The organism is Streptomyces nodosus (assembly GCF_008704995.1).
In the GTDB taxonomy this organism is placed as follows: Bacteria; Actinomycetota; Actinomycetes; order Streptomycetales; family Streptomycetaceae; genus Streptomyces; species Streptomyces nodosus.
Genome location: NZ_CP023747.1, coordinates 7,688,367 through 7,709,710 on the forward strand (window position 1 = coordinate 7,688,367; position 21,344 = coordinate 7,709,710).

The 21,344-nt window shown below is 70.0% G+C and carries 22 protein-coding genes and 2 pseudogenes; 12 read left to right on the forward strand and 12 right to left on the reverse strand.

Features of this window, described 5'->3' with window-relative positions:
- Nucleotides 1-37: 37 nt before the first annotated feature.
- The gene (locus tag CP978_RS34220) at nucleotides 38-1,135 is read right to left on the reverse strand and encodes an alpha/beta hydrolase-fold protein (protein WP_043450311.1); all 1,098 of its coding nucleotides are present in this window, start codon (nucleotides 1,133-1,135) and stop codon (nucleotides 38-40) included.
- A gap of 93 nt (nucleotides 1,136-1,228) precedes the next feature.
- Here CP978_RS34220 and CP978_RS34225 point away from each other — a divergent pair, with 93 nt between their 5' ends.
- The 3 genes from CP978_RS34225 (at nucleotide 1,229) to CP978_RS34235 (ending at nucleotide 3,678) form a co-directional block, all read left to right on the forward strand.
- Nucleotides 1,229-1,441: an MbtH family protein gene (locus tag CP978_RS34225; RefSeq protein WP_043447609.1), complete on the forward strand. Its 213-nt coding sequence runs from the start codon at nucleotides 1,229-1,231 to the stop codon at nucleotides 1,439-1,441.
- Between the two features lie 55 nt (nucleotides 1,442-1,496).
- Nucleotides 1,497-3,074, forward strand: coding sequence for an amidohydrolase (locus CP978_RS34230; protein WP_043447611.1), 1,578 nt, complete (start codon nucleotides 1,497-1,499; stop codon nucleotides 3,072-3,074).
- Between the two features lie 73 nt (nucleotides 3,075-3,147).
- The gene (locus CP978_RS34235; protein WP_376697986.1) at nucleotides 3,148-3,678 is read left to right on the forward strand and encodes a GNAT family N-acetyltransferase; all 531 of its coding nucleotides are present in this window, start codon (nucleotides 3,148-3,150) and stop codon (nucleotides 3,676-3,678) included.
- A 41-nt stretch (nucleotides 3,679-3,719) separates the two neighbouring features.
- Here CP978_RS34235 and argB read toward each other — a convergent pair whose 3' ends face one another.
- The 4 genes and pseudogenes from argB to CP978_RS34255 form a co-directional block, all read right to left on the reverse strand.
- A complete protein-coding gene (gene argB / locus CP978_RS34240; protein WP_043447614.1) occupies nucleotides 3,720-4,562 on the reverse strand; it encodes an acetylglutamate kinase in 843 nt (280 codons plus the stop codon).
- Between the two features lie 194 nt (nucleotides 4,563-4,756).
- On the reverse strand, nucleotides 4,757-5,413 hold the full coding sequence (locus tag CP978_RS34245) for an isochorismatase family protein (RefSeq protein ID WP_063839104.1): 657 nt from the start codon (nucleotides 5,411-5,413) through the stop codon (nucleotides 4,757-4,759).
- 25 nt (nucleotides 5,414-5,438) lie between these two features.
- Nucleotides 5,439-6,134: a DUF2470 domain-containing protein gene (locus CP978_RS34250; protein ID WP_043447616.1), complete on the reverse strand. Its 696-nt coding sequence runs from the start codon at nucleotides 6,132-6,134 to the stop codon at nucleotides 5,439-5,441.
- Nucleotides 6,135-6,261: 127 nt separating this feature from the next.
- Nucleotides 6,262-6,459, reverse strand: a pseudogene (locus CP978_RS34255) (helix-turn-helix domain-containing protein); the annotation flags it as partial.
- A gap of 131 nt (nucleotides 6,460-6,590) precedes the next feature.
- Between CP978_RS34255 and CP978_RS36510 the strand changes: the two are divergent.
- From CP978_RS36510 to CP978_RS34275, 5 genes and pseudogenes are all read left to right on the forward strand, one after another.
- Nucleotides 6,591-6,671 carry a putative leader peptide gene (locus tag CP978_RS36510; protein ID WP_351800093.1) on the forward strand — a complete coding sequence of 27 codons (81 nt, stop codon included), beginning with the start codon at nucleotides 6,591-6,593 and terminating at the stop codon, nucleotides 6,669-6,671.
- A 300-nt stretch (nucleotides 6,672-6,971) separates the two neighbouring features.
- Nucleotides 6,972-7,097: pseudogene (locus CP978_RS35985) on the forward strand (dimethylsulfone monooxygenase SfnG); the annotation flags it as partial.
- A gap of 40 nt (nucleotides 7,098-7,137) precedes the next feature.
- Nucleotides 7,138-7,566, forward strand: a complete 429-nt coding sequence (locus CP978_RS34265) for an NAD(P)H-dependent oxidoreductase (RefSeq protein WP_043447618.1) — start codon at nucleotides 7,138-7,140, stop codon at nucleotides 7,564-7,566.
- Nucleotides 7,563-8,750 (forward strand): SfnB family sulfur acquisition oxidoreductase, encoded by a 1,188-nt coding sequence (locus CP978_RS34270; RefSeq protein WP_043447619.1) that lies wholly within the window; start codon nucleotides 7,563-7,565, stop codon nucleotides 8,748-8,750. Before CP978_RS34265 ends, CP978_RS34270 begins: the two co-directional genes overlap by 4 nt.
- A gap of 45 nt (nucleotides 8,751-8,795) precedes the next feature.
- The gene (locus CP978_RS34275) at nucleotides 8,796-9,965 is read left to right on the forward strand and encodes an LLM class flavin-dependent oxidoreductase (protein ID WP_043447621.1); all 1,170 of its coding nucleotides are present in this window, start codon (nucleotides 8,796-8,798) and stop codon (nucleotides 9,963-9,965) included.
- Between the two features lie 250 nt (nucleotides 9,966-10,215).
- Here the strand turns inward: CP978_RS34275 and CP978_RS34280 are convergent, their stop codons facing one another.
- On the reverse strand, nucleotides 10,216-10,584 hold the full coding sequence (locus tag CP978_RS34280; RefSeq protein ID WP_043447623.1) for a hypothetical protein: 369 nt from the start codon (nucleotides 10,582-10,584) through the stop codon (nucleotides 10,216-10,218).
- Nucleotides 10,585-10,777: 193 nt separating this feature from the next.
- Here CP978_RS34280 and CP978_RS34285 point away from each other — a divergent pair, with 193 nt between their 5' ends.
- Nucleotides 10,778-11,365 (forward strand): phosphotransferase, encoded by a 588-nt coding sequence (locus CP978_RS34285; RefSeq protein ID WP_079162456.1) that lies wholly within the window; start codon nucleotides 10,778-10,780, stop codon nucleotides 11,363-11,365.
- Nucleotides 11,366-11,371: 6 nt separating this feature from the next.
- Here CP978_RS34285 and CP978_RS34290 read toward each other — a convergent pair whose 3' ends face one another.
- A complete protein-coding gene (locus CP978_RS34290) occupies nucleotides 11,372-11,944 on the reverse strand; it encodes a molybdopterin-dependent oxidoreductase (protein WP_052454670.1) in 573 nt (190 codons plus the stop codon).
- 365 nt (nucleotides 11,945-12,309) lie between these two features.
- Here CP978_RS34290 and CP978_RS34295 point away from each other — a divergent pair, with 365 nt between their 5' ends.
- Nucleotides 12,310-13,587, forward strand: coding sequence for a methyltransferase domain-containing protein (locus CP978_RS34295; protein WP_043447627.1), 1,278 nt, complete (start codon nucleotides 12,310-12,312; stop codon nucleotides 13,585-13,587).
- 298 nt (nucleotides 13,588-13,885) lie between these two features.
- On the opposite strand, the gene CP978_RS34300 is transcribed toward CP978_RS34295, so the two are convergent.
- From CP978_RS34300 to CP978_RS34310, 4 genes are all read right to left on the reverse strand, one after another.
- On the reverse strand, nucleotides 13,886-16,267 hold the full coding sequence (locus CP978_RS34300; protein ID WP_043447629.1) for a SulP family inorganic anion transporter: 2,382 nt from the start codon (nucleotides 16,265-16,267) through the stop codon (nucleotides 13,886-13,888).
- 275 nt (nucleotides 16,268-16,542) lie between these two features.
- Nucleotides 16,543-16,680, reverse strand: coding sequence for a hypothetical protein (locus tag CP978_RS35135; RefSeq protein WP_158508379.1), 138 nt, complete (start codon nucleotides 16,678-16,680; stop codon nucleotides 16,543-16,545).
- 93 nt (nucleotides 16,681-16,773) lie between these two features.
- Nucleotides 16,774-17,016: a hypothetical protein gene (locus tag CP978_RS34305; RefSeq protein WP_043447631.1), complete on the reverse strand. Its 243-nt coding sequence runs from the start codon at nucleotides 17,014-17,016 to the stop codon at nucleotides 16,774-16,776.
- Nucleotides 17,017-17,250: 234 nt separating this feature from the next.
- The gene (locus CP978_RS34310; protein WP_043447633.1) at nucleotides 17,251-18,165 is read right to left on the reverse strand and encodes a helix-turn-helix transcriptional regulator; all 915 of its coding nucleotides are present in this window, start codon (nucleotides 18,163-18,165) and stop codon (nucleotides 17,251-17,253) included.
- A gap of 136 nt (nucleotides 18,166-18,301) precedes the next feature.
- Between CP978_RS34310 and CP978_RS34315 the strand changes: the two genes are divergently transcribed.
- A complete protein-coding gene (locus CP978_RS34315) occupies nucleotides 18,302-19,156 on the forward strand; it encodes an NAD-dependent epimerase/dehydratase family protein (RefSeq protein ID WP_043447635.1) in 855 nt (284 codons plus the stop codon).
- A gap of 151 nt (nucleotides 19,157-19,307) precedes the next feature.
- On the forward strand, nucleotides 19,308-20,408 hold the full coding sequence (locus CP978_RS34320; RefSeq protein ID WP_043447637.1) for a DNA alkylation repair protein: 1,101 nt from the start codon (nucleotides 19,308-19,310) through the stop codon (nucleotides 20,406-20,408).
- 68 nt (nucleotides 20,409-20,476) lie between these two features.
- Here the strand turns inward: CP978_RS34320 and CP978_RS34325 are convergent, their stop codons facing one another.
- Nucleotides 20,477-21,331, reverse strand: a complete 855-nt coding sequence (locus CP978_RS34325; protein ID WP_043447639.1) for an MBL fold metallo-hydrolase — start codon at nucleotides 21,329-21,331, stop codon at nucleotides 20,477-20,479.
- Nucleotides 21,332-21,344 lie beyond the last annotated feature (13 nt).

The following is a 21,344-nucleotide window of genomic DNA, read 5'->3' on the forward strand; positions in this document are numbered from 1 at the left end:
CGGCTCCGGAGCGGCCCTGGGACCGCTCCGGAACCGCTCAGGCGAGGACCCAGGCGACATCCCTGAGCAGGGCGTGCCGCCAGCCCGCCCGGTCATGGCCGGAGGCCGACCGAGACACCCGCACGGTCGCACCGGCCCGTTCGGTCAGCTCCTCCACCAGGGCACAGTGCGGCAGCATCCGCGTCTCGTGTTCCCCCACGTCGAAGGCGACCCGGAGACCGGACAGGTCGGGCCGCCGCCGCAGGCGCTCCGCGAGGGTCCCGCCGACCGGGCCGGCCAGAGGATCCGCCGGGTCGGTGGCGTCGGCCGACCACCACAACGACGCCGACTGGCAGGCCACCCGGGACACCAGTTCCGGGAACTCCAGGGCCGCGTGGAGCGCGCTCAGCCCGCCGAGGCTCTGCCCGGCGACCACCAGCCGGTCAGGGGTGGCCGGCACGCCGGACTCGGCCACCAGAGGCAGCAGTTCGTCCCGGACCGCCTCCCACAGCTCGGACCGGCAGGCGAACTCGGTCTCCCGGTCCTTGGCCGGGAGGAAGACAAGAGTGACCGGGGGCATCTCACCACTGGCGACGGCCGACTCGAACGCGGTCATGGCCGGGTGCAGATACAGCCAGTCGTCCCCGTCGAGCAGCAGGACCAACGGCCCGCCTCCGCCCACCGGATGGACCCGGACGGTGCGCCGCCCGCCGAGCCGTTCACTGGCCCAGCGGATCCTGGCCCGCGGCAGGGGGAGGACGGCATCGGCGCCGAGGGCGGGCCAGTGCGGCTGGTCCGGGGTGTCCGGTGTGGCCGCGACGGACCGGTCACCGCCCGCACCGACCGGGTTGAACGGGTCGGCGTATGCCTCGTCGCCGCTGAGGAACTGGTAGGTCACCCGCAGCCGTGCGGACATGCGCATCTCGGCGTACCAGCAGTCCGTGTCGCCCCACCGGCGCAGGGCCATCGGGTCCGACCAGCTCTCGAACCCGAGGCTCGCCCCGGACCCGCGCCACAGGAACAGGGCCGCCCAGCCGCCGTCGACGGGGATGAACGCGGGTGTCCTCACCGCCGCCCAGAAATCGTCGGTACCAGGTGTGCCGGACAGTCCGAACCGGACGAAGTCGTCGTCCGTGCCGGGCGTGGGGCCTCGCATGAACATCTCCTTGTGAGAGAGACAGAGAAAGTATAGGCTCATCCAAGTTAGGCGAGGCTAACCTAAGTTGGACCGTTCCGGGAGGCACTCACCATGAGCACCAACCCCTTCGACGACACCGAAGGCCGCTTCCTGGTCCTCGTGAACGACGAGGGCCAGCACTCCCTGTGGCCGTCCTTCGCGGACGTGCCCGGAGGGTGGACCACCGTCTTCGGCGAGGACACCCGGCAGGCATGCCTCGACCACATCGAGGCCCACTGGACGGATCTGCGTCCCCGGTCCCTCGTGGCCTCCACGGACACATGAACCCCCACGGCGACCACCGCGTCCGCGCCGACACCCTCCTGGGAGCACCCCGCTGATGCTCTGCGCCAGACTGACCAACGCCCGCTTCCGCACCATGGATCCGGACCACCCGGTCGCCCATGACCTCGGCATCTGGCACGGCCGGATCGTCGGCTTGGACGAGGCGGTGACCTCCCTGCCGGCCCGGGAGGTGATCGACCTTCAGGGCGCCACCGTGCTCCCCGGGTTCATCGACGCCCATGTCCACCTCGCCTGGACCGGCCTCAAGCTGGGCACCCCGAGCATCGCGGGCCTCAGCCGGATCGACGACGTACTGGGCGTCGTGGAGCAGGCCGTCCGCCAGGCCGACTCGCCCGGTTCCTGGGTGAACATCGCCGGTTACGACCAGCGGGCCCTCGGCCGGCATCTGACCGCTGCCGAACTGGACAGGGTCAGCCATGGGCACAAGGTGTTCCTGATGCATGAATCCGGCCACGGCTGTGTGGTCAACACCGCGGTGCTCGACCTGCTCCCCGACGGTGTCCCGGACGAGAACGGCTTCCTCGCCGAGGGAGCCATGGGCGCCGCCCGTGCGCTGCGGCTGCCGCACTCACAGGACGAACTGGCCGCGGCGATCGGACGCGCCGCCCGGACCTGCCTCGCCGAAGGTGTCACCGCCTGCGCCGAGGCCGGCATCGGCGGCAGCCTGCTCGGCCACAGCCCCGTCGAACTGGGCGCGTACCAACTCGCCCGGGAGCAGGGCCTGCTCCCGCTCCATGTGCAGCTCATGGTCTCCGCCGACCGGCTGCACCCGGTCGGCGCGCACCGGGCCGACGGCATCCCCAAGGCCCTCGACCTCGGCCTGCGCACGGGGTTCGGCGACGACCGGCTCTCCGTGGGCGCGCTGAAGATCTTCACCGACGGCGGCATGATGGCCCGTACCGCCGCACTCAGCGCCCCCTACGAAGGGCTCGGCCACACAGGGCAGTTGCAGGACGACCCGCAGGTGCTCACGGAGTCGATCGTGGACGGCCACCTCGCGGGCTGGCAACTCGCCGTGCACGCCATCGGCGACCGCGCCGCGGACGTCGCCCTCGACGCCCTGGAACGCGCCCAGCGCCTCAGGCCGCGCCCCGGCGCCCGGCACCGCATCGAACACGCCGGGCTCATCCGCCCCGACCAACTGCCGCGCTTCGCCCGGCTCGGTGTCAGCGCCGTCGTCCAGCCGAACTTCCTGCGCCACTTCGGCGACGACTATGCGGCGATCATGGGTGAGGAGCGAGCGCCCTGGCTCTACCGGGGCAGAGGATTCCTGGATCACGGTGTCCCCCTGGTCGGCAGCTCCGACCGCCCGGTCGCGGACGGATCCCCGCTGCGGGCCGTGCAGTTCATGGTCGAGCGTGCCTCCGAGTTCGGTCAGGTGATCGGCCCGGAGGAGGGGATCACCGTCGAGGAGGCCCTGCACGCCTACACCGTCGCGGGCGCCCGCGCCTGCCACTGGGAGGACAGGGCCGGCAGCCTCACCCCGGGCAAGCGCGCGGACCTGGTCGTGCTCGGTGACGACCCCCTGCGCATGGACTCTTCGCGGATCGGAGACATCGAGGTGGTGGCGGCATACGTCGACGGCCGCGCCCCGGAGACCGGCCTGCCCTGAGCAGCGCTTCGCCGTCCGCCCGGAGCCGAGTGCAGTGGTGCCATGCCTTCGACGGAACCGAGGAGGGAGAACCTTGATCACGGGCATGCCGCGCCTTGCCCTGCCGCCTGCGCGCACCCCGGCGACACCGCCGGTCCGTCCCGCCCGCCGCGAGGACGCCGCCGCACTCGCCGTACTGTCACGGCCGTTCGTCCGCTCGGGTGCGCTGCGCGAGCGTCCCCTGTCCCTGTACGCCGACCACGCGGCTGACTTCCTGGTGGTGGAGGCCCCCGACGGCACCCTCGACGGATGCCTGGGCCTGCGAGTCCATCCGGCCGACCAGGAGCGCGGGTCGGGCCCCGCGGGTGTCCTGTACAGCTTCTGCGTGGCCCGGCACCGTCAGGGATGCGGAACGGGGGCCCGCCTGTTACTGGCGGCTCTGTCCAGGGCTCGCTCCGAGCGGCTGGGCGCCCTGTTCACGGCGACGACCGGCGGCGGCAGCCTCTTTCTCCGGTACGGATTCACTCCGGTCGACGCATGCCTGGCGCCCTCGGGCTGGGCGAGTTCCCTGGACCCTCGGCGCAATGCGCAGGTCCTCGCCCTGAGTCTGTGCCTGCCGTCGTAGGAGACGGCAGGCAGCCGGCAGCGCCTCTCGTGGCCGTTCCGTCAGCCGGAACCGTCGTCCGGAACCACGGTGGTTCCCGTGCCATGTCGCTCGAGGACGCTCCGCAGCAGCACATGCGGCACCCGGCCGTCGAGTACATGAGCCCTGCCCACACCGCCCCGGACGGCCCGCAGACACCCCTCCATCTTCGGCAGCATCCCGGCTGTCAGCCCGGGCAGCAGCCGCTCCAGTTCGCGGGCCGTCAGACGCTCGATCACCGTGGTGCCGCGCGGCCAGTCGCCGTACAGCCCCTCCACATCGGTGAGCACCACCAGGCGCGCGGCTTCCAGGGAAACGGCCAGCGCGGACGCGGCGAGGTCCGCGTTGACGTTGTAGACCTGGCCGTCCTCACCACGCGCCACGGGGGAGACGACGGGGATATGGCCCTGATCCAGCAGGGCGCGCACCGTACGCGGGTTCACCTCGACGATGTCGCCGACGAGGCCGATGTCCACCTGGCGGCCGTCCACCTGAGCCAGCCGCCGCACGGCGGTCAGGGTGTGCGCGTCCTCGCCCGTGATGCCCACGGCATGGGGCCCATGAGCGTTGATGTGGCCGACCAGCTCCCGCTGGACCCGGCCCGCAAGCACCATGCGCACCACGTCCATGGTCTCCGGGGTGGTGACCCTGAGGCCCGCTTCGAAGCGGCTCTCCAGACCGAGGTGGCGGAGCATCGCGCTGATCTGCGGTCCGCCGCCGTGCACGACGACCGGACGCAGACCCGCGTGCCACAGTTCCACCACGTCCCGGGCGAAGGCCCGCCGGAGGTCCTCGTCCACCATGGCGTTACCGCCGTACTTGACGACTGTCGGGCCGTCCTGAGCTTCCTTCAGCGGTCGGTTCATGAGCGGTGCGCCCGGCAGGGGGCTAAGGCGTTCCAGGGCGGGCAGAGGTCGATCGTCGTCAGGCCCACAGGCGATTCCTTCTCCTTGTCGCATACCGCACGGATCGGGGCACACAAAAGCAAGTTAGCTTAGCCTAGCCTAATTTCAAACTGAAACTCTTGGAACCGCTCCTGGGGTTCTTGGCGTCAGTTCCTTCACGGCGTCCCGGCGGCGGTGTGCGGCCCGCGGAACGCCTCCAGCACGGAGTCGGTGGCCACGACCGATGCGCAGGTGGCGGCCAGCCACCGTAAGGCCGTCGCGTGGTCTCCGGCCGTCCGGTCGACCACGGCGTCGCTGACGACGAAGGATTCGATGTCCCGCGTCCAGGCGTCCGCGGCGGTGCGGAGCACTTCCGTCCCCGCGGTGGTCCCGACGACCACCAACTGGTCCCGTCCCAGCCTCCGCAGGGTGAAGGGCAGTTGGGTGCCGGCGAACGAGCTGGACCGCTTGGCGGTGAGCACGGTGTCACCGACCTGTGGCTGCACCACGTCCACGACCGCATCCACCCGGACCTCGGGGGCGGGCCCCAGGAGGACGGGGTGGCCTCCGTCCGGGGCGCCTGCTCGCTGCTGTGGAACCCGTACCGCGTACACGACCGGGACTCCCGCCGCCCGAGCGGATCGCGTCAACCGGCTGACGTTGGCGAGGAGTTCGGTGACGGGCGCGTGGTCGCGCAGGGCGTGCACGAGGTACTTCTGCATGTGCTGCACCAGAAGCGCCGACCGTTTCGGGTCGATGCTCCAGGAGGGGCCGCCGACGGGCGGTGACGCCGCGGCGGTCATGAGGTAGGGGGAGACGCGCGACGATGTCATGGGCGTCGGCCTTTCTCGTCTCGGGTCAGAGTGGGTGACCCGTGGGGGAGAGGCGGCGTGCTGCGGCCACGAGGGCCTGGATCCGGGAACCAACGTGAGCGCTGTGGTGCACGGGTGTTCGGAACGGCAGTCGGGCGTCGCGGTGGGTGTGCGGGTATTCGAGACGCAGGGTCAGGCCGTAACGGTCCATTCCCACCGGGAGGGCGCGCTGAACCCCGCTGTCCGGGAGCGGGCGGAGGAGGCGCATGAACAGGGGGACGAGTTCGCCGTGGGTGTCGACGAGGTGGGTCAGCAGATCGGCCTCGCTCGTCGCCAGGGGGTCGAGTTCGGTTGCTTCCAGCTCCTCGAAGGCCACGAATGTGCGCCCGGTGGCGTCCTCCAGCACCGCCTGCCCGAACTCCATGCAGGTGCTGTCCGTGGACTCGGGTTCGTACGGGGCCGCCAGTACTCCGGTCAGGGTGACCCGGGCGCGCAACCGGTCGCGCACGGGCGTCGGGGCGACATCGGTGAGGTCCAGCCGGACCGGGATCCGCCCGGCCGACGGGGCACCGGCACCTTCGGCCGGGGCGTGCAGATGGACGTGACTCATGGCCAGGGTGCCGTCGAGACGGTGCACTTCGGTGTGCCGCCCGTCGCTCACCACGGTCATCGAATCGGCCGTGGCCAGGATCGAGCGGACACGCTCGGCGGCTGTCGGCACCTGGGCAGGGGAACGGTGCATCCGGCCTCTCCAGAACTGGGATGGGAAGTTAGGATTGCCTAACCTAACTTATCTGGACCCCGGGCCGCCAGGTCCGGGCTCGCCTCTCTGTGCCGGACGGCGCAGTTGGAGACCAGGCCGACGACTCAAGCTCCCGCCCCTCGTCGCTGACCTTCGCCCCGGACCGCTTGCGCTCCAGCAGGTCCACGCCGAACTCGCGCTCCAGATTGCGTACCGTCTCGCTGAGCGCCGGCTGGGACAGATGCAGTTCCTCGGCGGCGCGCCGCAGCGAACCGAGCCGAGTGACGGCAGCGATGTATTCGAGCTGTTCGATACGCGCGAGCAGGAGACTTGCGCCAACCCGGGGACCGGTTCAAGGGAATCCCTGTCACAACCTCGTGAATACCGACTCTCATCATGTGGAATCACATCCACGCATTCTTGACCGGCCGGACTCACCCTGGTTCGATCGGTGGCATGAAGCGACAGGACCTCACGAGGCGACGCCACGTCGACCTTGCGCGTGTCTCCAGCGCCTGCTGTCGCTGTCGGGTCTGAGCGCACCCGAGGGAAACCCTCCCACCCGCACCCTCCGCGACTTCCTCCCGTGCATTCCGTTCCCGGCTCATGTCCGTCGTGACGACGGCTTTCCCGGAAACGCCGCTCCAGCGCGCCTGCATTCCGCAGAGCTCATTCGTTCTGCGCGCGCAGCATTCTCCTGCCAGGAGTTCTCCATGCCCGTGTCGCCCGTGTCGCCCGTGACCCCCGGATCCGATCCCGTCCGCTTCGCCTACTGGGTCCCGAGCGTAGGCGTGCTCGCCAAACTCGGAGCCACCGCCGACCACCTGTCGAACGGGACTTCTCCTCCTCGGCTTCCTGCACTACCTGGGGGAGGTCGAGTACTCCGGCAAGCGGGTGTTGCCCCTGGTGCGCGAACTGGAGGCACAGGAAGCAGAGTCCGAGCCCGTCCCCGTCGCCGCCTGACCGCCGCCCGCACACAGAACGACGAACCGAAAGGTCCCTCATGGCCACCGTCCTGTCCGTCTCCGGAAGCCCCTCCGCCACCTCACGCACCGCTCGGCTGCTACGCCGTCAGGCGGACGGAGTGGTGATCGGTACCCCCGTCTACAAGGCCGGCTGTTCCGGTCTGCTGAAGTCGCTGCTCGGCCCGCTCCCGCAGTACGCCCTGGCAGGCAGGACGGTCCTTCCGCTCGCCACCGGGGGAACCGCCGCGCATGTCCTGGCCATCGACTACGCCCTGCGCCCGGTTCTCGCTTCCATGGCCCCTGCGCACATCACGCCGGGCTGGTTCACGCTCGACAAGGACATCACGGTGGGCGAGGACGGCACGCTGACCGTCGCGCCGGGCTCGGCCGAGGCTCTGGCACAGGTCACGGACCAGTTCTCCGCGGCGCTGGGCGGCCGTACGACGCTGCTGGCGGCCGCCGGATGAGCGGCGCGTACGTCATCGCCGACGACACCGAGGCCCTTGCCGTGGCTGCGGAGCTGGCCGCGGACTTCCGTACGGGCGCCGCCGAGCGGGATGCACGCCGTCGGCTCCCGGACGCCGAGCTGGAGCGGCTGTCCGCCTCCGGGCTACTGGCTGTGACGGTGCCCGCGGACCACGGCGGCGCGGACGTCCGCGCGGCCACCCTCGCCGAGATCTTCCGGCTGCTCGCCGCCGCCGACGCCAGCCTCGCCCAGATCCCGCAGAGCCACTTCGTGTACGTCAATGTGCTGCGCCGGCAGGGGACCGACGAGCAGCAGAAGTTCTTCTTCGGAGAGGTGCTGCGGGGCAAGCGGTTCGGCAACGCCCAGTCCGAGGCGGGCACCAGGCACGTCCAGGACATCCGCACCCGGCTCGCACGGCGCCCGGACGGCTCGTACCTCCTCGACGGCGTCAAGCACTACTCCACCGGCGCGCTGTTCGCCCACTGGATCCCCGTTCTCGCCCGCACCGAGGACGACAACCTGCACGTGGCGTACGTGCCGCGCGACGCGCCCGGCCTCACGGTCGTCGACGACTGGGACGGTATGGGGCAGCGCACCACCGCCGGCGGAACCGTCCGCCTGGAGTCGGTGCCCGTGCCCGCCCACCGGATCGTGCCGCACCACCTCACCTTCCGAGGACCCCAACTCCACGGCGCCCTCGCCCAGTTGCTGCACGCGGCCATCGACGCCGGGATCGCCTTCGGAGCATTGGCCGAGGCGGTGGAGTTCGTCCGCACCAAGAGCCGCCCCTGGTTCGAGAGCGGCTTCGGGACGGCTGCCGAGGACCCGCTGCTGATCCAGCGGTTCGGCGAACTGGCGATCCGGGTAAGGGCCGCCGACGCGCTGCTCGCCGCCGCGGCCAGGTCCGTGGACGCGGCCCGCGCCGACCTGACCGACGACTCCGCCGCCGAGGCCTCGATCGCCGTGGCCGCTGCCAAGGTGACGGCGGCGGAGGCCGCCGTGGACATCGGCAGCGCCCTCTTCGAGGTCTCCGGCACCCGCTCCGCGCTCGACTCCCTGGGCCTGCACCGCCACTGGCGCGACGCACGCACCCACACCCTGCACGACCCGTCCCGCTGGAAGGTCCAGCACATCGGCCGCCACGTCCTCAACGGCACCAGGCCGCCCCGGCACGGCCTTCTCTGACGAACCCTGACGAACGCTGACGAACCCCCTGATCGGAGTCCCCGCGTGTCCCTCACCTTCCACTGGTTCCTGCCCACCAACGGAGACAGCCGCCATGTCGTCGGCGGTGGCCACGGCACCCCCGCCACGGAGTCCGGACGCGACCGGCCGCCGACGGTCGCCTACCTGAGCCAGATCGCCCGCGCCGCCGAGGACCTGGGCTTCGTCGGCGTGCTGACCCCGACGGGGGCCTGGTGCGAGGACGCGTGGCTGACCACCGCGATGGTCAGCCAGAACACCGAACGCCTGAAGTTCCTCGTCGCCTTCCGGCCAGGCTTCGTCTCGCCGACGCTCGCCGCGCAGATGGCGTCGACCTTCCAGCGGCAGACCGGCGGACGGCTGCTGCTGAACGTCGTCACCGGCGGCGAGAGCCACGAACAGCGGGCCTACGGCGACTTCCTCGACAAGGACGCCCGCTACCGCCGGACCGGTGAATTCCTGGAGATCGTACGGGGACTGTGGGAGGGCAGGACCATCGACCTGCGCGGCGAGCACCTCCAGGTCGAGGACGCGAAGCTCGCCCGAGTGCCGGACCCGGTCCCCGAGGTGTACTTCGGCGGATCCTCACCCGTCGCCGGAGAAGTCGCCGCCAAGCACGTCGATGTCTACCTCACCTGGGGCGAGCCACCCGCGCAGGTCGCCCAGAAGATCGCCTGGATCCGCGCGCTGGCCGCCGAGGAAGGCCGAAGCGTCCGCTTCGGTATCCGGTTGCACGTCATCACCCGCGACACCTCCGAACAGGCCTGGGCCGAGGCGAAGCGGCTCCTCGACGGCTTCGGCCCGGAGGCGGTCAAGGCCATCCAGGCGGGACTGGCCCGCAGCGAGTCCGAGGGCCAGCAGCGCATGCTCGCCCTGCACGGCGGCGGCAGCCGTGACCGTCTGGAGATCCACCCCAACCTCTGGGCCGGCATCGGCCTGGTGCGCGGCGGCGCGGGCACGGCGCTGGTCGGCAGTCACACCGAGGTGACCGAGCGGATCAAGGAGTACGCCGGCCTGGGCATCGAGGAGTTCGTGCTCTCCGGCTACCCGCATCTGGAGGAGGCCTACTGGTTCGGCGAGGGCGTCCTGCCGAAGCTTCAGGCGCAGGGCCTGTGGCAGCACCCGTACGGACGGCAGGCAGCCCTCATGCCCCAGGTGCCCTTCGCCGGTGCCGGTGGCCCGCGATTGACCCTGTGAACGCCGCAGAGGCCGCGAGCGGCCGCGCAGCCGTCCGTCCGGTGCGGTCATCCGCTCCTGCGGCCGCGCGACCGCACATCCTTCGGTGCAACTCCCGATCATGGACGATGCACCGATGACCAGTGAGAACGTGGCCGCCCTCGCAATCGCTGGGGCTCGCGGCCGGTTCACTCCTCAAACGGCAGATCACCGCACCCACCACATGACCGGGGATCCGGCACACGAGACCCGCTCCGGAACCCCTTCAGGATCAGTAGGCAGCGAGTCCGTGGACGTCGGTGCTGGTGAACAGCAGCCAGAACGTGGTGCCGTCCTTGACGTCGGTGGCCGCCAGTCCCCAGGTGTTGGCGTAGACCGTGTGCCAGCCGTTGCAGTAGTAGCCGCCGCTCGAGGGTGCGAAGCAGGTCTGTACGTCGATCGTCCGGGTGATCTTGACGTTGATGTCGTTGCAGTTGGACGTGGTCTTCGCGGAACCGCCGGGCGGCCAGTGGCCGTTGTCGTCGGTGCCGTTAATGGCCTTGGCGCTGCCGTAGCACGACGTGGCCGCCGCGGCCGCCGTGGGTGCCGGGGCGAGGAACAGCCCGGCCGCGACGGTGGCCGCCGCCGTGAGCGCGATCATCCTTCGTTTCTTCAATGGCCTTCCCCTGCCGTGCGCAGAGAGTTCTGCGCAGTGGACGCCGGGCCAGCATGGCGGAGTCAGGCGCGGGTGACAATGCCGTCTTTAAGCCCTCTTTTTGGCATGTTGTCATCAGGCATAGCTACCGAGATGGCGTTTGAGATCTGCTGGGGTATGGCCGACAGACCTGGCAGCCATGTTCCTGCCCGGCGAGGTGGGACACGACTTCGCCGCACCGCAGGTGCGCAGCGACGCGTCCCTGATCGCGGCGGCCCGACTGCTGCGCGCTCTCCACGATGCCTCGGTGAGCTTCGTACGAGAGCCGGATGACGTATGGATGTTCCCGGCGCATGAGCCCACGGAGGTGATCTGTCACGGCGACGCGGCGACGTACAACACGGTGTTCCGGGGCCAACTCCCCGTCGCCTTCATCGACTTCGACACTGCTCACCCCGGGCCGCGGCTGTGGGATGTGGCCTACACGGCGTACCGCTTCGTGCCGCTGTACGCACCGGACGCAGCCGAACCCACGCTGCCCGTCCCCGAAGCCTGCCGCCGGCTGACGCTCTTCGCCGACGCGTACGGGCTGTCCGAGGAAGAACGGGCCGAGTTCCCCGCAGTCGCGGCGGCGCGGCTGCGGGCGCTGGTCGAGTCGATGTACACGCAGGCGGCAGCGGGCCATCCGGCCTTCAGCCGGCACGTCGCCGACGGACACGACCGCCGGTATCTCACCGACGCGCAATGGATCGAGGCCGTCTTCGGACCCCGCACCGACAACCGCTAGCTCTGGCTAGTCGCTCGCGTCCTCCTGGTAGGAGTAGCGCTGCTGCAGCCAGGGGTCGGCGAGGTTGTGGTAGCCGCGTTCCTCCCAGAAGCCGCGCCGGTCCGCCGTCATGTACTCGATGCCGCGCAGCCATTTGGGGCCCTTGTAGCCGAACAGATGGGGGACGACCAGGCGGAGAGGGAAGCCGTGTTCGGCGGTGAGGGGCTCGCCGTTGTGGTGGGTGGCCATCAGGGTCTGGGACGAGGTGAAGTCGGCGAGGCGCAGGTTGGCGGAGTAGCCGTACTCGGCCCAGGCCATGACGTGCGTGACTTCAGGCGCCGGCGGGACCAGGTCCAGGACGGTCGTGGCCGGGATGCCGTACCACTCGTGCCCGGTGGAGGTGGGGCCGCTCGCGCAGTGCAGGTCGGCGGTGACCGTGGTGCGGGGGAGGCCGGCGAGGTCGTCGAAAGTCCACTCGTGGGTGTCGCCGGAGGCGGTGGCACCGAAGACGCGCAGGCTCCAGCGTTCGGGGCGGAAGCGGGGGACGGGGCCGTAGTGCGAGACGGGCCAGCCGTTCACGAAGCGCTGTCCGGGCGGCATGCGGTCGGGGGCCTTGGGCTCGGGGTAACGCTCATCGGCCACGGTAGGCACCCCGCCCTCTTCATCTCGTGGTGTGGGCCTGCTTTCCCGTGCAGGGTAGGCGCTCACTCCTTGTGCCGGTGTGGCCGGGGCCTATCACGGTGAGTCGCGGGAGCGGTCCGACCGACCTTGCGGCGGTGTCAGGCAGGTACCGCGGTCGTACAGTGTCGGCCACCGGAATCCCGACTGCTCATCCGAACGGCTGCATACGCGTGGGTCACGGAGGCGATGAGCTGGCAGATGCGGCCTGGATGGATAGCCTGCTCTTGCATTTGCGTTTGGCTGCCGCTGCCGTCCGGGTACGGTCGTGCAGGAGGTGGTGGCCCGTGATCCAGATCGTGGAGCACGCACCGCAGGAAGGGCCGTACGCCATCGGTACCGCACTTGAGGCGGCCGGGTTGCCGGTGCGGGTCTGCCGCGTCTGGGCGGGTGACCGGGTGCCGGAGACGGTGGACGACCTGGTGGGCCTGGTGGTCATGGGCGGGCCGATGGCCGCCTACGACGACTTCCCGAGCCGTAGCGCGGAACTGGCACTGCTGAGGGCCGCCCTGGAGGCCGAGATTCCCGTGCTCGGGGTGTGTCTGGGCGCGCAGCTGCTTGCGGTCGCGGCGGGCGGCGCCGGCAAGCCCGGCGGCGGGACACAGATCGGCTGGGGCGACGTACGGACGACGGCGGCCGCGGCGATCGACCCGCTGTTCGCCGCCATCCCTGGCCAGTTGCGAGTGCTGCACCGGCACGGCGACATGATGGACCTGCCGACCGAGGCGACGCTCCTCGCTTCCTGCGATCGCTACCCGGTGCAGGCGTTCCGGATCGGCCGTTGCGCCTGGGGCCTCCAGTTCCATCTGGAAGTGGACGAGGTGGCCGTCGAGGCGCTCGCCAGGGCCTTCCCCGAGGAAGCGGCTACCGCCCCCGGTCTGCTGGAGACCGCCCCCGTGGAACTGGCAGCCCTCGCCCGTCACCGCGACGACGTGTGCAAACGCTTCGCCGCCTTCGTCGCCGGACGGGTCGAACAGACGGCCACCCGGGCCTTCTTCACCCGGCGAGCGTCCACCTGGGAGCAGCGCTTCGCCGGCGACGGCCCCCGGTACGCGGCGGCAGTCGAACGGATGGGACTGCGCCCCGGGCAGCACGTTCTCGACCTGGGCTGCGGCACCGGCCTGGCACTGCCCGCACTGCGCGCGCAGGTCGGCACCGAGGGCGTCGTTGTCGGCGTCGACCTCACGCCCGCGATGCTGAAGGCCGCGACATGCGAAGGCCGGGACGCGGAGGCGCAGTTGCTACTGGCCGATGCGGCCCGGCTGCCGCTGCCGACCGGCGCGGTGTACGGCGTCTTCAGCGCGGGCCTGATCAATCACGTTTCCGATCCGGTCGCGGCGCTGGGCGAATGGGCCCGAGTGACCGCCTCCGAGGGTGTCCTGCTCCTCTTCCACCCCTCGGGCCGCGCCGAACGCGCCGCCCGCCACGGCCGCACCCTCGACCCGGACGACCTGATGGCCGAGGAGCATCTGCGTCCCGCACTGCGAGCAGCGGGCTGGCACCTGGACTGCTACGAGGACGCCCCGCACCACTTTCTGGCCCGCGCGGTCCGCGGCCACGAATGAGCCTGTCATCGATCGACCCCGTCGCATCATCGGCGGGGTCAGCCACCGATACCGCATCGGAACCCCGACGAACACGGCCCGGCCGGACACGGATGTCGGCGCTGGGACCTGCCATCTGCTGCAGCCGGAGCGAAGCTCCTGCCATCTGCCATCGACGGTGAGTCAGTCGACCACGCTACAAGCGGATCCGACGGGGGTCTGGCGGAGTGCGTCGACGAGGGCGGCGAGGGCTCCGGTGGTTCACCGACCGCTGCCGCTTCCCTGCGCGGTCCGGCCAGGCGGGTGCGTCACCACGCCGTCACGCCGGGTCGCGCAGGTCTCCGGCCGCCGCCACCGGTCCGAAGACGTCGTCCTCGTCGGTCGTGCCGAGCAGATACGCCTGGGCCTCGCCGACGTGGAAGTACACCCCATGCAGGTCGAGAGCGCCGTCGTGGAGTGCCCGGGCCACGGACCCATGCGCCCGCAGATGCTCCAACTGCTGCACCACATTGGTCAGACACAGCAACTCGACCGCGTCGGCCGGGTCCCGTCCGGTGAGCCGGGGCTCTGGCCGTGTGCCGTCGGCCATCCGCTCCAGGCTGGGCAGTCCATGTCGCAGCCACCGTCCGAGCGGGGTCCCCGGCATCCCGGGCTCCGAGGCGAGCAGGGCCTGTATCGCGCCGCATCCGGAGTGCCCGCACACCGTGATGGACCGCACGGCCAGGACGTCCACGGCGTACTCGAGGGCGGCCGCCACGGAGTCGTCACCGTTCTGTGTGCCGGGCAGCGGCACCAGATTGCCCATGTTGCGGACGACGAAGAGGTCGCCCGGACCGCTGGAGGTGATCATCGATGTGACAACGCGAGAGTCGGCGCAGGTCAGGAAGAGCTGCGACGGCCTCTGCCCCTCGCGGGCGAGACGGGCCAGCTCGCCGCGGAGCAGGGGAGCGGTGTTCCGCTGGAACGCGCTGATCCCGCGCGCGAGTTGCTGCCCGCTTCGCCCGGGCCCGCTGTCCGCTCGGTCGCGGGGAGTGTCATGCGGGGCGGGAGTGGGCCGGTCGCACCGGTGGTTGCGCCAGGGCGTCCAAGGCCGGCACCGGCACACGGGCGTCTGTACGGCGCTCGGTTCGCCCCCGCGTGTAGTCACCTCCGGCGAGAGCGTCGTCGCGACGCGGGCTCCTGCCCGGCCGGTGAGGGCGAGCGTTCCTCCGTGCGCACGATGAGTCCGCTCCCAGTCCTGCAGGGTCTCGTACGCCGCGTGATCCATGAACGACCCGTCGAACCGCACCACGGCGTCCGTCCCCGCGGGCACCAGGTGCAGCGCCTTGCTGAGCCGGGGCACCGCGAGGAACGTCAACTGGCCTCGTACGTGTACATGGTGGACTCCTTGTCTCTCCTGATGGGTGATGCGGGTGCGGGCGAGGCGGCGCAAGGCCATGGCGGCGGCCACGGCGACCCCCAGGGCCACGCCCTCCAGGACACCCAGGAAGACGACACCGAGTGTGGTGACGGCGTACACCGGAACCTCTCGGTGGCGGGTGACCGTGCGGATGTGGTGCAGGGACACCATCTGGATTCCGACGGCCATCACCAGAGCGGCGAGCGAGGCGAGGGGGATGAGCTCGAGCACCGGGACCATCAGCAGCGCGGCTGTCACGGTCCAAACGCCGTGCAGCATCGTGGAGTTCCGGCTGATCGCGCCGGAGCGCACATTCGCCGAGCTTCTGACGGCGACACCCGCGAGCGGCAGCCCGCCGAGCGCGCCGGAGACGATGTTCGCGGCGCCTTGTCCGAGCAACTCGCGGTCCAGGTCGGAACGAGCGAGGTGCGGGTGCCGCCCGGCCGCCAGCTTGTCCACCGCGACGGCGCCGAGCAGAGACTGCACACTGCACACCAGGGTGATGGTGAGCACGGCGCCGATGACGCCGAGAACCGGCCCCTCGGGCAGCCCGGCCGGCGCGTGGTCCCGCCAGGAGGACAGCTCGACCCTGGGCACGATGAGCGTGGCGAGCGAGGCGGTCAGGGTGGCCGCGGCGACGGCCACGAGGGCGGCCGGAACTCCACGCAGCCGACGGCCGGCGCGCCCGGGGATGCGCGGCCAGGCCCACAGGATCATCAGCGTCAGCACGCTCATCGACAGGGCGGCCGGCTGCATCCGCGCCAACTGGGCGGGCAGCGCCAGGAGATTGCCGAGAACCGAGCTCTGCGGAGTGCCGCCGAGCACGATGTGCAGCTGGGCGACGGCAATGGTGACGCCGATGCCGGCGAGCATCCCGTGCACGATCGCGGGGCTGACGGCGAGCGCCGTACGGGCCACACGCAGACAGCCGAGGCCCAGCTGGGTGACCCCGGCGAGGACAGTGATGGCGCAGGTGGCCCGCCAGCCATAGTGATGGATGAGGTCGGCAGTGACCACGGTGAGCCCGGCTGCGGGGCCGCTGACCTGGAGCGGGGACCCGCCGAGCCGGCCGGCGACGAGACCGCCGACGGCGGCGGCGACGAGGCCGGACTGCAGGGGTGCGCCGGTGGCGAGGGCGATACCGAGGGACAGCGGCAGGGCGATCAGGAAGACCGCGACGGAGGCCGACAGATCGGCGCCCGCCACCGGGAAGCGGCGGGGCGGAGCCGGCGGGGGACTGTGGGGCTGGTGCGCACGCCTTCGAGCCGAGTCGGAGGCACGGGCGGGGACACAAGCAGGCATGTTTCCCTCTCTTCCGGGTGTGGCGCGGTCGCGAACATGGCAGTTGCGGCGGAGTGGCCGTGCGGCACGGCGTGAGGCGACTGGTTCTCAAAGATCGGCAAAAGGATCGTAATGCCGAGTAAAGGGAGCGTATTCGGCACCCGGATAAATCGGTCAACAAAACACCCGATAGGGTGAGATGCTCATTTGATTCGCTTGTCATGCAAGCCATAGATCAGGGGTGCGCCCGTGCGGTGTCCGCATCGCACAACCCAGGCGTAGTTCACCTGGCCGATCTACCCGAGCGTCTGGACGGCCCGGGACGCCGGAGCCATGCCGTCCAGGACCTCGTCGGTGATGGCGGAGATGGCCTGCCGGGAGACCTCGGCGCCAGAGACCTCCGCGAGGCAGGCCTGGGCTGGGTCGCCGAACATCGGCCGATGCGGTGATGGCCCTCCTGACCGTGCACCACTGGAGCCTACGCCGTCGCAGAGCAGCGGATCGGTGAATGCTTTCGTGGTCTGGTTCTACTGCGCTTCGTCAGGGGCCTGCGCCTTTTCCCAGCGGAACGATGCGAGGGTGTTGTCTTCCTCGTCTGCGTCGGTGTGTCCGTCTTCGTGGCGGCCGCCCAGCCAGCGGTGGGTCCAGTGGCCGATGCCGGCGACTGCGCCGAGCAGCAACCCGACCAGACAGACCAGACCGACTACGAATCCAGCCAGGCTCAGCAGGCCGTATCCGGCCAGGTACGCCAACATTTTGCCCAGGTCCATGCATCCACACATTCCCCGCGGACGGTGCGGTCGTGGCACAGCGTGGCGAATCCGTGCCCTGAAAGTGTCTGTGCCGCAATGCACCTCAGGACTGAGCCGCGGACCGGGGTGGACTTGCCCGGTCCGACCGATGCCGATGCGGGACTACTCGGACGAGTTCAGGACCGACGCTGTGGCCCTCGTACGAGTCCACGCCCGGGGCGACGTACAAGAGCATCACCGCTGACCTGGGCATCAATGGGGCCACTCTGTTCTGCCGGATCCAGTGTCCGATGCTGACCCCGTCTTGGCTCCATGCGGTGTCGAGCTCGTCGGAGTCAGGTCCTGCAAGCCCACCACCCGCAGCAACTGCAAGCGCTCGTACGACTCCGTGCCCGGGCGGGCCGTGTGGATGACGAGCTGCTGGTTGTGATCGGCATTGACGAGAACCTCGCAGTCGAGTTCGAGGATGCCGACCGCAGGGTGCCGGAAGCGTTTCGTGGAGGCGCGGCGTACGGCGACCTCGTGCTCGTCCCAGAGGCGGGCGAACTCCCTGCTCGCGGCGCGTAGTTCGGCGACGAGGGCGGCGGCATTCGGGTCCGTGGGGCGGGCCGAGGTCACCGCTCGCAGCCCGGCCACCTGCTCGCGGGCGCGCTCCGGGCGGTCCTCGGGCGGGAACAGCTCCTGGGCCGCCGCGTCCAGGAAGAAGCGGCGGATCATGTTGCGTCCCCGGGGCGGCCGGGCGAGGACATCTCCGCTCAATGCCCGCGACAGCGCATTCTGGGCCAGGACCTCACCGCAGTCGGTCACCACCATCGCCGGGGTGTCGTGCAGCCGGTCCAGCACCAGGAGCAGGCCCGGGCGCACGTGCGTGCTGGTCGCCTCCCGCCGCGGCGGCTCCTCACCGGTGAGGTGGAAGAGGTGGTCGCGTTCGTCCTCCGTCAGGCGCAGGGCGCGGGCCAGCGCGGTGAGCATCTGGCGGGACGGGCGCGGGCCCCGGGACTGTTCCAGCCGCGTGTAGTAGTCCACGGACATGCCGGCCAGCTGGGCCACCTCCTCGCGGCGCAGCCCCGGCGTACGGCGGCGGGCTCCGGCCGTGAGCCCCACGTCGGAGGGGTCCAGGCGGGCGCGCCCGCGGCGCAGGAAGTCGGCGAGTTCGGCTCGGTTCACCTCTCCAGGGTGCGGGACGCCGGCCGGCTTATCCAGGGACTCCCGATCCCCTGATGAAGAGGTCTCTCCCGGTCGTCCCCGCGTCGGCCGAGGCTGGTCATCAACGACAGGCGACAGACTGAGTGAGGAGCACATCATGCTGACTTTGGTGACCGGTACGACGGGACAGGTCGGACGCCGCTTCGTGCCGAGGCTGCTGGCCCAGCGGCAGCCGGGCGAGCAGGTGCGGGTCCTGGTACGGGACGCAGCCCGAGGCGAGCGCTTCGCGGAGCTGGGCGCCCAGGTCGCCGTAGGGGACATGCGTGACGAGGAGACACTCGGCAAGGCGCTCGCCGGCGTGGACGCCGTCGTGAACGTCGCCGCCTCCTTCCGCGGGGTACCCGACGAGGAGGCGTGGGCCGTCAACCGGGACGCCGCGGTGGCCCTGGGCCGCGCCGCGCAGGCCTCCGACGTGGAGCGGTTCGTGCAGGTCAGCACCGGCAATGTGTACGGCGTCGGACGGGGCCGCCCGCTGACCGAGGAGGACGAGAGCCGACCGGGCGGCGAGATGTGGGGCGCCTACCCAGAGTCCAAGGCCGAGGCCGAGCGTGAACTGCTCGCGCTGAAGGGCCTGGACGTACGCATCGGCCGGCTCCCCTTCGTCTACGGCGAGGGCGACCCACACCTCGCCAACTCCTTGCACTGGGCGGCCCGTTGGGCGCCGCACCAGCGTCTGCAGATGGCCCACCACGCGGACGTCGCGCAAGGCCTGATGCGTCTGCTGTACGCGCCGGGTATCGCCGGCCGAATCTACAACATCGCCGACGACGCCCCCGTCACGACGGTCGAGCTGTACCAGCTCAACGGCGTCGAGGTGCCCGCCGGGCTTCACGAGCTCACGGACCCCGACCCGTGGTTCGGGATCATGTCCAACCGGCGCATCCGCCGGGAGCTCGGCTTCCGGCCGATCTACCCGAGCGTCTGGACGGCCCGGGACGCCGGAGCCCTGTGACGGTCACGGCACGAGGTTATCGACCTTGAATGCGTGATGTCGTCATGGTCGGGCGGGCGTCCTTCCCCCAGCCGGCCACCGCCGCTTCGTCCCGCCCCACCGCCCAGCGGGCCGGTGCCCGGCAGCTCCAGCCATGACAGAATGAGAACGTATGGGCGCCATGAACGAACTTATCGACGTCGATGTCATCCGATGCCTCGTCACTGAACTGGAAACTGCGGCGCCCGGTCAGCGCCTTGCCAAGACTTCGTCGATCACCAGCTCTGATCTCGAGCCGCTGAACCTGCGTGCGCGCAGTGATCTGGTAGAGGCCGCACTGCTCAATGATCTACCTGACGACTTCTATGCAGTTGCGGCAATCTTCAGGCGCGCTCTCGCCGGCCCGGGCTTCAGCGGCTGGTCGATCTGGCCTGTCACCGAAGCCGTCGCGGCTCTCGCACTCTCGTCAGACGTTCCGGCAGCGTTCGACGACGGGCTTTCCCTGCTGGCGGAGCTCACTCCTCGCTTGACCAGCGAGTTCGCCATCCGTCGATTCCTGATGGCCGACCTTGATCGCGCACTGGAGTCCGTCATGACCTGGACAGCGCATCGCGACGCCGCAGTGCGGCGTCTGGCCAGCGAGGGAACCCGTCCCTTTCTTCCTTGGGCGATCCGGGTCAGGAGCATCCTCGACACGACCGCGTGCACGGTACCCATCCTCAACGCCCTCCATGAGGACGAAAGTGACTACGTCCGCCGCTCCGTTGCCAACCACCTCAACGACCTCAGCCGCCAGGACCCGGATCTCGTCGTCTCCCTCGCGACCGAGTGGCTGCGCGATCCGGGTCGGCACACACGCTCCGTCGTGCGGCACGGCCTACGCACTCTGATCAAGCGGGCGCATCCGGGCGCACTCGCCTTGATGGGCTTCAGCGCCTCCGCACTGACGGTGTCCACACCGCGGCTGGAGAGCAATCAAGTGCAAGCGCCCGGAAAGCTGGCGTTTGCTTTTGACGTGACGAACGACGGCCCTGAGCCCGCGAACGTAGCTGTCGACTATGTCATCCACTTCGCAAAGGCCAATGGCTCACTCAGCGACAAGGTCTTCAAACTCGCGGTGCGGGAACTCGCTCCCGGGGAAACCACGCGGTTCACCAAAAGCCATGTCTTCCGCCCCATGACCACACGTGTCCATCACGCAGGCACCCACGCCCTCGAAGTACAGGTCAATGGAAGCCGGTCAGGCTGGACCGACTTCACCCTCGTCCTTTGACGACTGACCGGCATGTCTCCGGTCTGCTCGCGCTTCGTCGGCGAGCAGACCGGAGGCATCCGGAGATCTCAGGTAGGGGTCGGCTTGGCGACCTTCGCGCCTCCCCACAGAGCACCCGGGTTGGCCCGACGGGGGTAGAGACGGAGCATCCGGGCGTAGAGCTCCTCGGCCGTCCGGGAGCCCTCGACGGCGGCGTTGAAGCTACGCAGATAGCCGGCGGTCTGGGCCAGAATCATCGGGTGGTCGGGCGTGTTCGGCTTCTTGTGTCCGGCGACCACGGCGACGGGATTGAGCTCGGCGAGACGTTCGGCAGCCTGAGCCCAGTGCTCGCGGCTCTCCGGGGTGGTTTCGGCGGTGAACTGATGGGTGTCGTTGTAGACGACGTCCCCGGCGACGACGAGCCCGAGGTCCGGCAACCACAGCGAGGTGGTGTCGACGGTGTCGGTGTAACCCATCTCCATCACCTCCAACCGGTGCCCTTCGAGTTCGAAGTGGTCACCATCAAGGGGCTCGGGGTAGGTGATCTCGGGGATCTGTCCCGGAAAGAGCTTCTCCCAGAAGCCGTCACGCCATTTCGGCTCGCCTTGTGTGTGCGCTCCGGCGACGGAGCCCTTGGAAGCGATCGCCTTCGCCTCCGGGAATGCCTTCAGGAGCTGGCCGATCCCGAAGAAGTGATCGCCGTGACCATGGGTGATGAAGATATGGGTCAGTTGACGACCGAAGGACGTGACCCATTCCACGAGTTCTGCGTTTTGCTCGATGGAGGTGTAGGTGTCGACCAGGACGGCATCACGGTCACCGTAGATCAAGGTCGCGGTGTTGGCGACCCATTGAAGGTCATCAGGCCCGTGGGGCAGGTCCCTGGTCAAACCCTGTCGTGTCGCGGTGCGTACGGCGTACGCCAGACCGCTGGTGCTGGACATCGACTTCTCTCCT